This is a genomic window from Chitinophaga niabensis, assembly GCF_039545795.1.
Taxonomy (GTDB): Bacteria; Bacteroidota; Bacteroidia; order Chitinophagales; family Chitinophagaceae; genus Chitinophaga; species Chitinophaga niabensis_B.
Map to the genome: position 1 here is coordinate 1,448,387 of NZ_CP154260.1, position 13,687 is coordinate 1,462,073.

The 13,687-nt window shown below is 46.8% G+C and carries 13 protein-coding genes; 10 read left to right on the top strand and 3 right to left on the bottom strand.

Annotated features, from left to right (window positions below; translation table 11 throughout):
* Nucleotides 1–71 precede the first annotated feature (71 nt).
* Together AAHN97_RS06045 and AAHN97_RS06050 are read right to left on the bottom strand one after the other, a co-directional pair.
* Complete coding sequence (locus tag AAHN97_RS06045) at nucleotides 72–518, bottom strand: GNAT family N-acetyltransferase (protein ID WP_343306658.1); 447 nt, start codon at nucleotides 516–518, stop codon at nucleotides 72–74.
* A gap of 52 nt (nucleotides 519–570) precedes the next feature.
* Nucleotides 571–1,584 carry a LacI family DNA-binding transcriptional regulator gene (locus AAHN97_RS06050; protein WP_343306659.1) on the bottom strand — a complete coding sequence of 338 codons (1,014 nt, stop codon included), beginning with the start codon at nucleotides 1,582–1,584 and terminating at the stop codon, nucleotides 571–573.
* Between the two features lie 111 nt (nucleotides 1,585–1,695).
* On the opposite strand from AAHN97_RS06050, the gene AAHN97_RS06055 reads away from it, so the two are divergent.
* The 6 genes from AAHN97_RS06055 to AAHN97_RS06080 all read left to right on the top strand — a co-directional run bounded on the left by AAHN97_RS06055 (nucleotide 1,696) and on the right by AAHN97_RS06080 (nucleotide 10,142).
* Nucleotides 1,696–2,583 carry an inositol oxygenase family protein gene (locus AAHN97_RS06055; RefSeq protein ID WP_343306660.1) on the top strand — a complete coding sequence of 296 codons (888 nt, stop codon included), beginning with the start codon at nucleotides 1,696–1,698 and terminating at the stop codon, nucleotides 2,581–2,583.
* A 150-nt stretch (nucleotides 2,584–2,733) separates the two neighbouring features.
* Nucleotides 2,734–3,828, top strand: a complete 1,095-nt coding sequence (locus AAHN97_RS06060; protein WP_343306661.1) for an acyltransferase family protein — start codon at nucleotides 2,734–2,736, stop codon at nucleotides 3,826–3,828.
* 20 nt (nucleotides 3,829–3,848) lie between these two features.
* Complete coding sequence (locus AAHN97_RS06065) at nucleotides 3,849–5,480, top strand: sodium/sugar symporter (RefSeq protein WP_343306662.1); 1,632 nt, start codon at nucleotides 3,849–3,851, stop codon at nucleotides 5,478–5,480.
* Between the two features lie 138 nt (nucleotides 5,481–5,618).
* The gene (locus tag AAHN97_RS06070) at nucleotides 5,619–6,956 is read left to right on the top strand and encodes a polysaccharide lyase 6 family protein (protein WP_343306663.1); all 1,338 of its coding nucleotides are present in this window, start codon (nucleotides 5,619–5,621) and stop codon (nucleotides 6,954–6,956) included.
* Nucleotides 6,957–7,092: 136 nt separating this feature from the next.
* The gene (locus AAHN97_RS06075) at nucleotides 7,093–7,656 is read left to right on the top strand and encodes a hypothetical protein (protein WP_343306664.1); all 564 of its coding nucleotides are present in this window, start codon (nucleotides 7,093–7,095) and stop codon (nucleotides 7,654–7,656) included.
* Nucleotides 7,657–7,757: 101 nt separating this feature from the next.
* Nucleotides 7,758–10,142, top strand: a complete 2,385-nt coding sequence (locus AAHN97_RS06080; RefSeq protein ID WP_343306665.1) for a phosphocholine-specific phospholipase C — start codon at nucleotides 7,758–7,760, stop codon at nucleotides 10,140–10,142.
* 67 nt (nucleotides 10,143–10,209) lie between these two features.
* Here the strand turns inward: AAHN97_RS06080 and AAHN97_RS06085 are convergent, their stop codons facing one another.
* Nucleotides 10,210–10,803 (bottom strand): YdeI/OmpD-associated family protein, encoded by a 594-nt coding sequence (locus tag AAHN97_RS06085; protein ID WP_343306666.1) that lies wholly within the window; start codon nucleotides 10,801–10,803, stop codon nucleotides 10,210–10,212.
* 193 nt (nucleotides 10,804–10,996) lie between these two features.
* Between AAHN97_RS06085 and AAHN97_RS06090 the strand changes: the two genes are divergently transcribed.
* From AAHN97_RS06090 to AAHN97_RS06105, 4 genes are read left to right on the top strand one after another with little or no spacing between them, the layout of a single operon-like run.
* Nucleotides 10,997–11,530 (top strand): hypothetical protein, encoded by a 534-nt coding sequence (locus AAHN97_RS06090; RefSeq protein ID WP_343306667.1) that lies wholly within the window; start codon nucleotides 10,997–10,999, stop codon nucleotides 11,528–11,530.
* A 12-nt stretch (nucleotides 11,531–11,542) separates the two neighbouring features.
* Nucleotides 11,543–12,208: a hypothetical protein gene (locus AAHN97_RS06095; RefSeq protein ID WP_343306668.1), complete on the top strand. Its 666-nt coding sequence runs from the start codon at nucleotides 11,543–11,545 to the stop codon at nucleotides 12,206–12,208.
* A gap of 12 nt (nucleotides 12,209–12,220) precedes the next feature.
* Nucleotides 12,221–12,961 carry a sensor histidine kinase gene (locus AAHN97_RS06100; RefSeq protein ID WP_343306669.1) on the top strand — a complete coding sequence of 247 codons (741 nt, stop codon included), beginning with the start codon at nucleotides 12,221–12,223 and terminating at the stop codon, nucleotides 12,959–12,961.
* A gap of 47 nt (nucleotides 12,962–13,008) precedes the next feature.
* On the top strand, nucleotides 13,009–13,677 hold the full coding sequence (locus AAHN97_RS06105; RefSeq protein ID WP_074239251.1) for a response regulator transcription factor: 669 nt from the start codon (nucleotides 13,009–13,011) through the stop codon (nucleotides 13,675–13,677).
* Nucleotides 13,678–13,687: the final 10 nt, after the last annotated feature.

Consider the following 13,687-nt stretch of genomic DNA (forward strand, 5'->3'; position numbering starts at 1 on the left):
ATACAACGCCACTGAAAAAGCACCGGGGGGAGATTGCGACAAAGAAGAGGTTTAATGCGACAGTGGTATTTTCAGACATCTTTTCGCATGCATACACTCAGCACAGAGTCCACATACTGGCCATATTTGGCGGTCACACCGTACCCCCTGGCGGCATAAAGCGCCACTGCATCCGGCATATGGCTGCCGGTTTCGAGTACACAGGCGGTGAACCCTTCTTCAGCCGCCCAGGTTTCCAGTTCTTTAAGGATAGCACTGGCAATTCCTTTCCCGCGAAAGGCAGGCTGTACAAACATCCGCTTGATCTCTGCAGCGGTGGTATCAAAGGCTTTAAATGCGCCGCAGCCTACGGGGATATCATCAATATAGGCTACCACGGTATGCTTCAGCATATCTATCTTGTTGAATTGCGCAAAGAAGCTATGTGCTTCGCCGTTCACACCGGCAAGGTATTGATCCAGCTCGCGTACAAGCGCAATGAAATCCGGATTTTCTGATGTTGTTCTTATAAGTTTCATATACAGAGTAGCTTCTTATAAATGCATGTACTATCTGTCCCTCTGATTAGTTTCATATACTACTGGAGCCTCTGATGATCAGGGTAGACGGAATAACCAACTGCTTCTTCGGCTGACTGTTATTCTTTTTATCCAATGCTTTCAGCAACACGGTAGCTGCAGACTTTCCCATCTCAAATGCCGGTTGTGTAATGGTAGTAAGGGAAGGGTGGAGGATGGTGGCAATTTCAAGATTGGAAAAACAAACGATCCGCAGCTGACGCGGAATAGCCAATTGCAACTCATTACAGGCCTGGTACACGGTAGTGGTGAGCTTCTCCACGGAAGCCACAATCCCGTCCGGTCTTTTCTTTCGCTGCAGCAGTTCTTTTACGATCTCTGTATTGTAGGCAGGATCATTGGTACAAAGTACAATATCACTCGCTTCAAAGGGGATCTGATGGTCTGCCAATGCTTTTTTATAACCTTCCATACGGTTGTTGCTGATGGCAAGGCTTTTGGAGATGCCGAGATAGGCAATCTTTTTACATCCTTTTTCTATAAGGTGCCGCGTAGCAGCATAACCGCTTTCAAAATCATTTGTTACGATCTTATCTGTATCCACTTCATCCAGTACGCGGTCAAAGAACACTACCGGCACTTCTTTATCCATCAGATCGCAGATATGCTCGCAGGAAGTGGTTTCACTGGACACGGACATCAGCACCCCATCCACTCTGCCACTGCCAAATTCCCGGAGAATGGCCTTTTCATTTTCAAAACTTTCGTGAGTAAGGCAGATCAGCACGTGATAACCTTTTTCTTTCACCACCGCTTCAATACCGTTGATAGCGATCGCAAAAAAACTATCTGCGATCTCGGGGATCACTACTGCAATGTTTTTGCTTTTTTTGCCGCGCAGACTGCTGGCGTAAGGATTGGGTGTATAACTCAGCCGGTTGGCTACTTCCAGCACGCGTTGTTTGGTTTCTTCGCTGATCTCATAACTGTCCCGCAAGGCCTTGGAAATAGTGGAAACGGATAAGTTCAATTCCTTAGCTAACGCTCTGATGGTAACATTCTTCATTTTCGAAACCGGTTTCGTAAATAAAGCTACACTATTATGCAAAGAATCTTGGGGAAAACATCGAAATTAGGGAAACATTCCACAATTTTCTCACAGTAAACTGATGCTCCTATGAGTACCACACCAAAGTTCACCGAAAAAGAAATTAACCCGCTGGGAAGCCTTGATGAATGGGAAGATGCCGTTCTCGAACGCTATCCTGATCCTGAAGCCATCGCCAGCTCCAAATCCACAGAAGCATACCGTAATTACGATGCACCTGAAAGGGATACGGTAAGGGAATTCTACCGGCTGAACCATACTTATCAGACGTATGATTTTGTACAGGAGAAAAGAGCAGATTACCTGCGTTTCAATAAAAAAGAGATGCCTGTCTGGGAGGCATTTGACTTCCTCAACCAGCTGGTAGATGATTCTGACCCGGATACGGACCTGGACCAGTTCCAGCACCTGCTGCAAACAGCAGAGGCTATCCGCAGGGATGGCCACCCGGACTGGATGGTGCTGGTAGGGCTCATGCACGACATGGGTAAAACCCTCTGCCTCTTCGGTGAGCCGCAGTGGGCGGTGGTAGGGGATACCTTCCCTGTAGGTTGTGCCTATTCAGATAAGATCGTATATCCTGAGTTCTTTAAGAACAACCCGGACTTCAACAATCCGGAATACCAGACGCCTACAGGCGTATACAAGAAAGGCTGCGGTCTCCGCAATGTACACATGTCCTGGGGCCATGATGAATATGTGTACCAGATGATGAAGGACAGTTTACCGGAATCCGGCCTGTACATGCTGCGTTATCACTCCTTTTACTCCTGGCACCGGGAAGGTGATTATGAGCAATTGCTGGATGATCACGACCGTGAAATGCTGAAATGGGTGAAGCTGTTCAACCCTTACGACCTCTACTCCAAGAACCCGGTTCCACCGGATTGGAAGCAACTGCGGCCTTATTATGAGGACCTGGTGGCTAAATACCTTCCAAAAACACTGAAATTCTAATATACTACTGCCGGGTCCTGGATCCGGCAGTATAACTTTACCTATACCTCTCCCGCTCGCTAACTATTAAATAACACCACTGATTATTGCGGGTATCAGAAAAAATCGGGAAATTATACGATGAATTATAAGGGGGGCTTACCTAACACTATGCCGGCGGAACGCCTGCAGTCACTGGATGCATTAAGGGGTTTTGATATGTTCTGGATCATCAGCGGGGAAGAGATCTTCACCCAGCTTGCCAAGGCCACACATCACCCTGCGCTTGATCTTATGGCAGCTCAGCTGCAACACTCCGAATGGAACGGCTTTACGTTCTACGACCTCATTTTTCCGCTTTTCATTTTTATTGCCGGGGTATCCATGCCTTTTGCCTATGCAAAAGCAGCGGTGACCGGCAAAAAGAAGATATACAGCTCGCTGGTACGGCGTACCCTTATCCTCATTGTATTAGGCATGGTTGTGAACGGCCTGCTGCATTGGGAGGGATATGAGAATACCCGTTTCGCCAGCGTATTGGGCCGCATCGGCTTGTCCTGCTTTTTTGCGGCCCTTATTTACCTGAATTGCTCCTTACGGATGCGCATTATTTGGGTAGGGATCCTCCTGATCGGTTACTGGGCGGCCATGATGCTTATCCCGGTACCCGGTTTCGGAGCCGGCGTTTTAACCCCTGAAGGGAACTTTGCCGGGTATTTCGACCGCCTGTTCCTGCCCGGCCACCTGTACCGTACGGTATTTGACCCTGAAGGGCTGTTTTCCACCGTTCCGGCCGTAGGCAGTGCCCTGCTGGGCGTGCTCACGGGTGAATTCCTGAAGTCCTGCGAGTGGAGCCGGATGAAAAAAGGTGCTTACCTGGCACTGGCAGGTGTAGTGTCTCTGATACTGGGTTATGCATGGGGGCTCATATTCCCGCTGAATAAACACATCTGGACCAGCTCTTTCGTATTGGTTACCGCCGGTTGGAGCCTCTTGCTGTTATCCTTTTTCTACCTCATAATAGACGCCGCAGGCTGGAAGAAATGGAGTATGCCTTTCGTATGGATCGGTACCAATGCCATCCTTATCTATATGGCAACGCATGGCATTGTTAATTTCAAACATACTTCGCAGTACCTGTTCGGTGGATTGATAAAGTTTACGCCGGAAGCATTTCATGAGGTATGGTTGTGGTGCGGCGTGCTTGCTGTTGAATTAGCAGCACTTTATTTCCTGTACAGCAAACGATGGTTCCTTAAAGTCTAAATAGTTTTTAATTCCACCACATGAATAAACTGCAGCTTGCTGACTACATTGTATTCTTCATCTATTTTGTTGCCATAGCCGGTTATGGTTATTATATCTATCATCGTAAGAAAGCAACTTCTACCAGCGCAAAGGAGTTTTTCCTGGCAGAAGGTTCGCTTACCTGGTGGGCGATCGGTGCATCATTGATCGCATCCAATATCTCTGCGGAACATTTTATCGGTATGTCCGGTTCCGGTTTTGCGCTGGGCCTGGCTATCTCTACGTATGAATGGATGGCTGCTGCCACTTTGATCATTGTAGCCGTGTTCTTCATCCCGCTGTACCTGAAGAACAAGATCTACACCATGCCGCAATTCCTGTCCAGGCGGTACAACGATAAAGTGAGTACCATCATGGCCGTGTTCTGGTTGCTGGTATATGTGTTTGTAAACCTTACTTCCATTATCTACCTCGGCGCGCTGGCCATCACTTCTATTACACCCATCAGTTTTGAATGGTGTATTGCAGGCTTGTGCATCTTTGCATTGGTGGTAACGCTGGGTGGTATGAAAGTGATCGGGTATACGGATGTAGTGCAGGTGCTGGTATTGATCGTGGGTGGATTGATCACTACTTACCTCGCATTATCCCTGCTGGCAGATAAGTTCGGGTATGATGGTGATATCTGGAAAGGACTGGGTGTTCTTCGCAAGGAAGCGCCTACTCATTTTCATATGATCTTTGATAAGTCGAATGCTTACTATAAAGACCTTCCCGGTCTGTCTGTACTGATAGGAGGGATGTGGATCAATAACCTGGCCTATTGGGGATGTAACCAGTACATCACGCAACGTGCACTGGGCGCTGATCTTAAAACCGCCAGGAAAGGAATACTGTTTGCTGCCTTCCTGAAATTACTGGTGCCGGTGATCGCCGTATTACCGGGTATCGTGATGTATGTGTTGCATAAGAATGGCATGTTCCAGGAAGAAATGAAGAATGCGGCCGGTGTGTTAAAACCGGATCAGGCATATCCTACCTTGATGAACTTATTACCGGCCGGTCTCAAAGGCGTGGCATTCGCAGCGCTCACAGCGGCTATCGTAGCTTCGCTGGCAGGTAAAGCCAATAGTATCTCCACTATCTTTTCACTGGATATCTATAAGAAGTTCTTCAACAAGAATGCTACAGAAAAACAATTGGTGATCGTAGGAAAATGGGCCGTGGTCATTGCCATGTTACTCGCGGCATTGGTAACACCTGCCCTGAAATCGCTGGACCAGGCGTACCAGTTCATCCAGGAATATGTGGGCTTTATCTCTCCTGGTGTGCTGGCAATCTTCCTGATGGGTTTCTTCTGGAAACGCACTACGGCAGCAGCAGCACTTACCGGTACACTGCTCACCATTCCAATTTCCACCATCCTGAAATTCTTACCGGTATGGACGAACGGCGCTTTCCCGGATTATCCTTTCCTGGACAGGATGACGATCACTTTCGTGCTTATCGTGGCTATCATGATCGTGATCAGTTTATCTAAACCCAAAGCAACACCAACCGGTGAGGAAATTGAGATTGATACTTCCATGTTCCGGGTATCCCCTGGTTTCGTAGTAGGCTCCGTGATCATCTGTGGTATCCTCACTGCCCTGTATACGGTGTTCTGGTAAAATATCATGCATAAAAGGTAAAATAAAAGGAGTGGTGAATTAACCACTCCTTTATCATTTAAAGTTTGTAATTATGCGGTAATAAAAGGTTCCACAATGATTACTAGCTTGCCAATACACTGTGCAAAAAGAGCGCTTATGCTCTTCACTTTCCTGCTGGCTGCAGGCACCCTCTCAGCCAAAAAAGTACTTGTCAGATCCATCGCTGAATTACAGACCGCCATTAACAGCGCTGCCCCCGGAGATGTGATCACACTGGCCAATGGTGTTTACACCACCACGGAAGACATTAGCATTCAAAGGAATGGTACAGCCGCCCAGCCCATTACCATCACTACGGAAAAGGCAGAGATCACCGGTGCAGGTGGTTTTAAAATAATGAGCCCTTCTTCCTACATCGTGATCAGCGGATTTAAATTCACGCATGCCGCTAACAAAGCGGTGATGGAAGGCGGTACAACTTTCTGCCGCTGGACGCGCAATACCTTCATCAACACAGGAGAAGGAAATTACCTCACCGTTATTGGTAATGATCATACCGTAGATTACAACACCTTCCAGGATAAAAACTCACTTGGAAAGTTCATCGGTGTAAGAGGAACCGGTAAACAGATCGCAGAAAGGCTCTGGATCCACCACAATTATTTTCACAACTTCTCGCCGCAAAAAGGTAACGGGGCTGAAGCCGTGCAATTCGGCCTGAGCGGCTACAGCCTTTCTTCCAGCAACAGTATCTTTGAATACAACCTCTTTGAGAATTGCGCAGGGGAAAACGAATTACTCTCTGTTAAATCTTCTGCCGTAACTATTCGTTACAATACCATAAGGGATTGTAAAGCACAGTTCACGCTAAGGCATGGTAACTTCTGCAAGGTGTATGGTAACTATTTCTACAACACACCCGGTCTCCGCATTTTTGGAGATGATCATATCATTTACAGCAATTACTTTGAAAACTGCAAACCTGCTATCAATGTAGGGAATGGTGGTGCGGAAGTAGCAGATGGTGCGCCTTTAACCAGCCACGACCGTCCTGATCGCGTAGTGATCGCTTTCAATACGCTGTTGAATAACGAGGATAATATTACCCGTACAGAACGGAAGAATGGTATCGGTTCAACTTTTATCACTATTGCCTATAACATTATCCAGGGCGGGGGAGAAGCCATGAGCATACAAGGCCCGCTCTATGTGAATCCAGTCTTTAAATGGAATGTGATCTTTAATACCAAAGGTGCAGGGCAAATGCCGGACTCCGGTTATACATCCTTTGATCCTAAGCTTACCAAGGATGGTCACCTGCAGAAAGGCAGTCCGGCCATTGATGTGGTAAAAGAAGGATACGCCGGTATTACCGCAGATATGGATGGCCAGGAGCGCAAAGGAGCGCTTGACCTGGGTGCAGATGAAGTATCTGTACAACCTGTCACTGCCAGGATCCTGCATCCTGCGGATGTCGGTTGTAATGCAAAATAAATACCGGGCAAGAGGCTGTTTCAAAGTAATGGAGGCAGCCTCTTTCTTTTTGAGAAGGAATTTGTACTTTAGCCCCCTTAAATCAGACCCAGGTGTGAATCCTTAACCCTTTCATGCCGTTAACATTAGCTTAAATATGAAAAGACACAATCTTATTTCCCCGTTAGTCCTGCTGTCAGGACTTTTTTTCGTTATGTTCATGGTATCCTGTGGTAAAGAAGGTGCTACTGGTCCTGCTGGTCCCGAAGGCCCTGCCGGCCCTAAAGGTGATACCGGCTCCGGCTCTGTGATCTATTCCGCATGGATGGATGTGCCGTTTAAGGCCGATACCATCCACCTTGCAGGCGGTGGTATTGATACGGTGGGCTTCTATGCCACTATTGACGTACCTAAACTCACCCTGGCGCTGTTGAGCAATGCAGATGTAAAAGTATACATCAACTCCAGCGATGCAAGTGATCCTGAAATTTATCCTTTGCCTTATTCTGCTCCATCTGGTCTTTACATCCAGGTGATGGCTTACACGCAGAAGATTCAGTTGTATTCCAATGCGGACGTGGGTACTGTATCTGCCAATGGTAAGAAGTACCAACAATACCGTTACATGATTGTGCCAGGCAATGTGCTGGGGAGATCGGCTGCCCAGGTAAACTGGTCCGATTATGCCGCGGTAAAAGTGTATCTCGGGTTAGAAGATTAAAAAGAAGAAGGGCTGGCAGGTAAATGTCAGCCCTTCTTCTTTTAATCAGGATTTAATCTTATCGCCCCTACCCATTCAGGAAATATTGCTATTTTGGCTTTATGGATACGAGACGAGAATTTTTACGCAAAGCAGCCCTGTTGTCAGGCGCAGGCGGATTAGCCAACATCCTGCCCGAAACCATACAAAGGGCACTGGCCATCAATCCCGCCCCGGGCAGCAGTTACCTGGATGCAGAACATGTAGTGTTCCTCATGCAGGAGAACCGTTCTTTTGATCATTGCTTCGGTACCCTGAAAGGTGTAAGAGGTTTCAATGATCCAAGGGCCATTAAGCTGGAAAATGGCCATCCCGTATTCCTGCAAAGCAACAGCGCAGGGGAAACATACGCCCCCTTCCGCCTGAACATCTTTGATACCAAAGCTACCTGGATGAGTTCGCTGCCGCACTCCTGGGCAGACCAGGTAGATGCACGCAATGATGGTAAATACAACAGATGGCTGGATGTGAAAAGCTCCGGTCATAAAGAATACAAACACATGCCCCTTACCATGGGCTATTATAACAGGGAAGACATTCCCTTTTACTACGCACTCGCAGATGCCTTCACCGTATGCGACCAGCATTTCTGCTCTTCCTTAACCGGTACTACCCCCAACCGGCTGTACTTCTGGACGGGCACCATCCGTCATGAAATGAGCGCTGATGCAAAAGCGAACGTATACAATTCAGATGTGGATTATGGTAAAGAAGCCAGCTGGAAAACATTCCCGGAAGTGCTGGAAGAAAATAATGTTTCCTGGAAGATCTACCAGAACGAGATCAGCGTAGGCGTTGGTTTTGAAGGAGAAGAAGATGCCTGGCTGGCCAACTTCACAGATAACTCCATTGAATGGTTCTCCCAATATCATGTGGAATACTATGAACCGCACATTCAATACCTGAAGAAATTACTGACAACATTACCTGCAGAGATCGCTGCTGAAAAAGATGAAGCAGTGCTCAAACGCAAAAAAACATACCTCGAATATGCAAAGAAGGTAATTGAGAAGGTAACACAAAAACCTTTCAATACCCTGCCGCAGAAAGAGCAGAACCTGCACAAAAGAGCATTCACCACTAACAGGAATGATCCTGATTATCATTCCCTGAGCACATTGAAATATAACGATGGCAGTACAGAACGGGAAGTGCAATTACCCAAAGGAGATATCCTGCACCAGTTCCGTGAAGACGTAAAGAAAGGCGAACTCCCTGCTGTATCCTGGATTGTAGCACCGGAGAATTTCTCAGACCATCCGGGCGCTCCCTGGTATGGTGCCTGGTACCTCTCTGAAGTGATGGACATCCTCACGCAGAATCCGGAGGTATGGAAGAAAACCATCTTCATCCTCACTTATGATGAAAACGATGGTTACTTTGATCACGTACCGCCCTTTGTGCCACCAACGCCTGGTAAAGCAGATGCAGGTAAGGTGTCAGAAGGCATTGATCCTTCAGTGGAGTATGTGACACTGGCTGCACAGGAAAAAAGAGGTGCAAGAGAAAGCGCGATCGGTTTAGGTTACCGCGTACCATTGGTAGTAGCTTCTCCCTGGAGCCGCGGAGGATTTGTGAACTCGCAGGTATTTGATCATACTTCTGATGTGCAGTTCCTCGAAAACTTCCTGTCGCACAAACTGAAAAAGAAGATTGCAACGGATAACATCACCGCATGGCGGCGCACGGTATGCGGAGACCTTACTTCTGTGTTCAGGCCTTATAACGGAGAGAAGATAGAAAGCCCTGCTGCATTGAATAAAGAGGCCTTCATTGAAAGTGTACACAAAGCTAAGTTCAAAGCACCACCTGCTAACTTTAAACTCCTTTCACCGCAGGAAATAGCAGGCCCGCTGTCTGCCATCATGCCGCAACAGGAGCCGGGTATCAGGCCTTCCTGCGCTATTCCTTACCAGTTATCTGCAGATGCCAAACTAAGTGCGGATCGTAAAAAAGTAGTGCTGCGATTGAAAGCAGATAATACGCTTTTCGGTAAACAGGCAGCAGGTGCACCATTTACGGTCTACGGGAAAGGTATTCGCAATTACGCCGTAAAAGCAGGCGATGCTTTAACGGATGAATGGGATGCAGCTGCTTATGCGCTGAATGTATATGGCCCGAATGGTTTCTACAGGGAAATAAAAGGAGACGAAAATGACCCGCGCCTGGATGTAACGATGGATAATGCAGTATTGAACTTTATTAATCATGGTAAAGAAACCTATACAATAGAGATCAAAGATGTGTCTTATAAAGGTAAACCCCGCGAAGTGAAAGTAGCAGCAGGAAAGAAAGCCTCAGTGCCTTTGACGCTGGGTACCAGCTTTGGTTGGTATGATCTGTTGATTACGGTACAGGGTGCGAAAGGATTTGCCAGGAGATATGCAGGGCATGTTGAAACGGGGAAGTCGGCGTTCAGTGATCCTTTGATGGGAAGAACCGTTTAGAATATTTTTCATACAGGAGTCCCGGTAACATGCGTTGCCGGGATTTTTTATTTAAAGATTTAAAGCCTCACTTCTTATACTTCCAGTGTCTCTCCTTCCCCTCAGCAATCCACTCCACCGCAGTAGCCACCCGTTTAAGCTTCGTAGCCTCCGTTTTAGCCTCATCTATCCACTCAATGTATTCCTTCTTGCAGGAATAACTAAAAGCATTAAACACCTTCGTAGCTGCCTTATTTTTCTTTAATGCAGCGGCCAGTTCCTTAGGTGTTACCAGTTCCTTTTTCTCCTTAGGAGAAGCCTTAGGCACTTTAATATTATCTCTGTTCAATGCATCCGCCTCCCGCAGGTAAGAGATCAGCACCTTGTCAGAAGGCAGTTCTTTAAGCGAAGTGATCCGGCCCAAACTGCCCATCGAATTTTCTCCCTGCAGGATCCCCTGTTTATCCTCCAGCAGGGACACCTTCCAGAAACCAAAAGCACAGTGCTGCTTAAAGGCAGCCATGCTGCACAGATTGATACCGTAGGTCTCAAAAATAGGCATGCCCCATTTAATGGCCTCCTCCGCATGCGGACAGGCTTTATAGACTAATTCCCGTAAATGTTCAAGGATGGGCTGTGCAAAAGGGGCCGATTTAGCAATGTAATCATCTACCTTTTTCATGGCTAAGGCTTTGTGAATGTACAAGTTAAGGAAATTTCATAAATTGTAGCCGTATATCGTCATCCAGTTCACCCACCCAAAGGTTCCCAAATTCAAATAAGTATTTATACCCTTTTTTTCGGGAAGTTCTACTTGCCTGAACATCTAATGGCTGTATTACCTTGCATTTACTCACATAAAAAACACAATGGTTATGAAAAGATCACAATCAGTGCCCTGGATTATTATCCTCTTATTACTGATATTGCTCATTTACAGGGAATTCGGCCGCGGCGGAGGTATTCCTGTGGACAGAGAGAGAGCTAAAGAACATATTATCACCATGAAAGATGCCAGGGCCTATACCCATGCATTCGACAGCGCCAAAGACGAGCTGCAGGGGCAACTGAGAGATTCTTCTTACCTCTCCACCCGCTTTAAACTGCCTGTTTGTGAATTATTCAATAAAGACGCTATCGGGGCATTACTCAACAAAAAGGGAACAGATGGCATTCGTGTTTACCTCGGCCTGAACAGGGAAAGAGAAGTGGTGTTTGTGTTAGTGCCTGTTGATGGGCAGGGCAAAGACCTCCGTGGTAAACTATTTGCACAGAACAATTTCTGGATCCCAGGTGTGAGTACAGCCTATGCGCAGGACCCTGAATTGGAATTGGAAGATGAAGAAGCCGTTGAACGCGGTCACCGCTGCCCCCATTCATGCGATATTGGAAGCCCCCTCGTACCTTAATAATCCGGATCAATGTCCAATACTGTTATCCAGTTACTTAGTTTTACCATCATATTCCCAATGATATTGGGGCTGATACGCATGCACCGTATACGTGCCAGTTATCAGCCCTTCTTACTATTCCTTTTACTGGCATTAACCGCAGAAGTGGTGAGTGAAGTAAGTATCAGGTTAACTAAAAGTAATACCATCACCAGCAATATCTACACCTTGCTGGAAGCTGGTGTGATCCTCTATCTTTTTTACACCTGGGGCTTTCTTAAGAAACGCCCCAGGTTAATGATCTTCCTTGCTATTGTTTATTGTATGGTATGGGCGTTTGAAAACCTCTATATGGGCCTTCTGGCAGATGGCTTCTCCTCCTACTTTGTAATATTATATTCGCTGGTAACCGTGCTTTTATCTATTAATGAGATCAATTCACTGATCGCCGCCTTCGGTGGTAACCTTTTCAGGAATGCTAAGTTCCTGATCTGTATAGGCCTTATCATCATTGGCGTATACAGTGTGATCACGGAAGGTTTCCAGTTAATAGACCCGGATAATTCAAGAGTATCCAGGAATATCTTCAACCTCTTCGCTTTTATCAATGCTTTCGTTAATATTGTCTATGCAATAGCCGTCTGGTTTATCCCCGTAAGGGACGACTATTACTTTTCCAAGCGTTTCAAAGCGTAAGTGTTGCACCCCATGGAAGATAGGATATATGATATAACCGCACTATTATCTTCACTGCTGGCAGTGATCATCACTTTCTTTATCGGCTCCATTATCCGGTATCACCGGCGTTATGTGCGCCTGCAACGGGAACGCATCACCGCAGAGATCAAATCATTGGAAAATGAACGCAAACGCATTGCCACAGACCTGCACGACAGCCTGGGTCCATTGCTCTCTACCGTTAAACTGAACATGACGAGCATTGAAGTCACAGACCCGCGCGATAAACAGATCATTGCCAAATCCGGTAAGTATATAGATGAAATCATTACCAGCATGCGCCAGATCTCGTACGACCTGCTTCCCAACACCCTCGAAAGAAGAGGACTTATTGAAGCCATCACGGAATTCACCAACCACATAGGGCATAACGATCTGCTGGAAGTACACGTTTATGCCGTAAATGCTATCACCCCCGATCCTGAAAAGGATATTCATATCTTCCGCGTGATCCAGGAGATCATTCACAACACCCTCAAACATGCAGGCGCCACCAAACTGGAGATAGGCTTCAGTGAAGATGAAAAGGAACTCCTGATCCTTGTTCATGATAACGGTAAAGGCTTCAATGTAGAAAAGGCCAAACAGAATTCCCGCGGCCTGGGCCTGAAAAGTATGGAGATCCGTATGGACATCATGCGCGGCTCTGTAAGCATCCACTCTGTGCCCGGCGAGGGCACCCATTATTATCTCAGGATACCTCGGGGATAATTTTGTATATTTGTTCACACCTTTTCTAATCCCCAGTAATAATCTCCATGAATTACGATATCCGCCTTGTAGTGGCTGATGATCACGAAATTTTTTTAGACGGTTTAGCTTTGATGCTTTCCCGCCAGGAAAATATTACCCTCGTAGGCCAGGCCGGAGATGGCCGGGAATTACTGGAAGTAGTAGCCCGCGAGAAACCGGATGTGGTGATGACGGATATTAAGATGCCCCGCATGGATGGTATCACCGCCACCAGGGAAATGATCCGCCTCCAACCGGATGCCCGCATCATTGCACTCTCTATGTTCGATGAAGAGAACCAGATCGTTGAAATGCTGGAGGCCGGCGCTAAAGGATACCTGCTCAAGAATGCAGACAAACAGGAGATCTTAGATGCTATTGCCAATGTGTATGAGGACAGGGTATATTACTGCAAAAGCACCTCAGCCAAACTGGCCGGCATGATCGCCAAGAGTAAGTTCAATCCCTATAAACACAAAGAACAGATCTCCTTTACGGAACGGGAGCAGGAGATCATTCAGCTGATCTGCCTGCAGTACACCGCCCAGCAGATAGGAGATAAGATCTTTCTAAGTAAACGCACTGTAGAAGGTTACCGCACCCGGATACTGGAGAAGATGAATGTGCGCAATACCGCCGGCGTGGTGATGTATGCCCTTAAGAACAACCTGATCAAAGAAGAAGACCTGCTTTAGATAAACCCAA

Coding starts and splice junctions, on each gene's coding strand:
- AAHN97_RS06045 (WP_343306658.1), bottom strand. CDS start 518: ATGAAACTTATAAGAACAACATCAGAAAATCCGGATTTCATTGCGCTT.
- AAHN97_RS06050 (WP_343306659.1), bottom strand. CDS start 1,584: ATGAAGAATGTTACCATCAGAGCGTTAGCTAAGGAATTGAACTTATCC.
- AAHN97_RS06055 (WP_343306660.1), top strand. CDS start 1,696: ATGAGTACCACACCAAAGTTCACCGAAAAAGAAATTAACCCGCTGGGA.
- AAHN97_RS06060 (WP_343306661.1), top strand. CDS start 2,734: ATGCCGGCGGAACGCCTGCAGTCACTGGATGCATTAAGGGGTTTTGAT.
- AAHN97_RS06065 (WP_343306662.1), top strand. CDS start 3,849: ATGAATAAACTGCAGCTTGCTGACTACATTGTATTCTTCATCTATTTT.
- AAHN97_RS06070 (WP_343306663.1), top strand. CDS start 5,619: ATGCTCTTCACTTTCCTGCTGGCTGCAGGCACCCTCTCAGCCAAAAAA.
- AAHN97_RS06075 (WP_343306664.1), top strand. CDS start 7,093: ATGAAAAGACACAATCTTATTTCCCCGTTAGTCCTGCTGTCAGGACTT.
- AAHN97_RS06080 (WP_343306665.1), top strand. CDS start 7,758: ATGGATACGAGACGAGAATTTTTACGCAAAGCAGCCCTGTTGTCAGGC.
- AAHN97_RS06085 (WP_343306666.1), bottom strand. CDS start 10,803: ATGAAAAAGGTAGATGATTACATTGCTAAATCGGCCCCTTTTGCACAG.
- AAHN97_RS06090 (WP_343306667.1), top strand. CDS start 10,997: ATGAAAAGATCACAATCAGTGCCCTGGATTATTATCCTCTTATTACTG.
- AAHN97_RS06095 (WP_343306668.1), top strand. CDS start 11,543: ATGTCCAATACTGTTATCCAGTTACTTAGTTTTACCATCATATTCCCA.
- AAHN97_RS06100 (WP_343306669.1), top strand. CDS start 12,221: ATGGAAGATAGGATATATGATATAACCGCACTATTATCTTCACTGCTG.
- AAHN97_RS06105 (WP_074239251.1), top strand. CDS start 13,009: ATGAATTACGATATCCGCCTTGTAGTGGCTGATGATCACGAAATTTTT.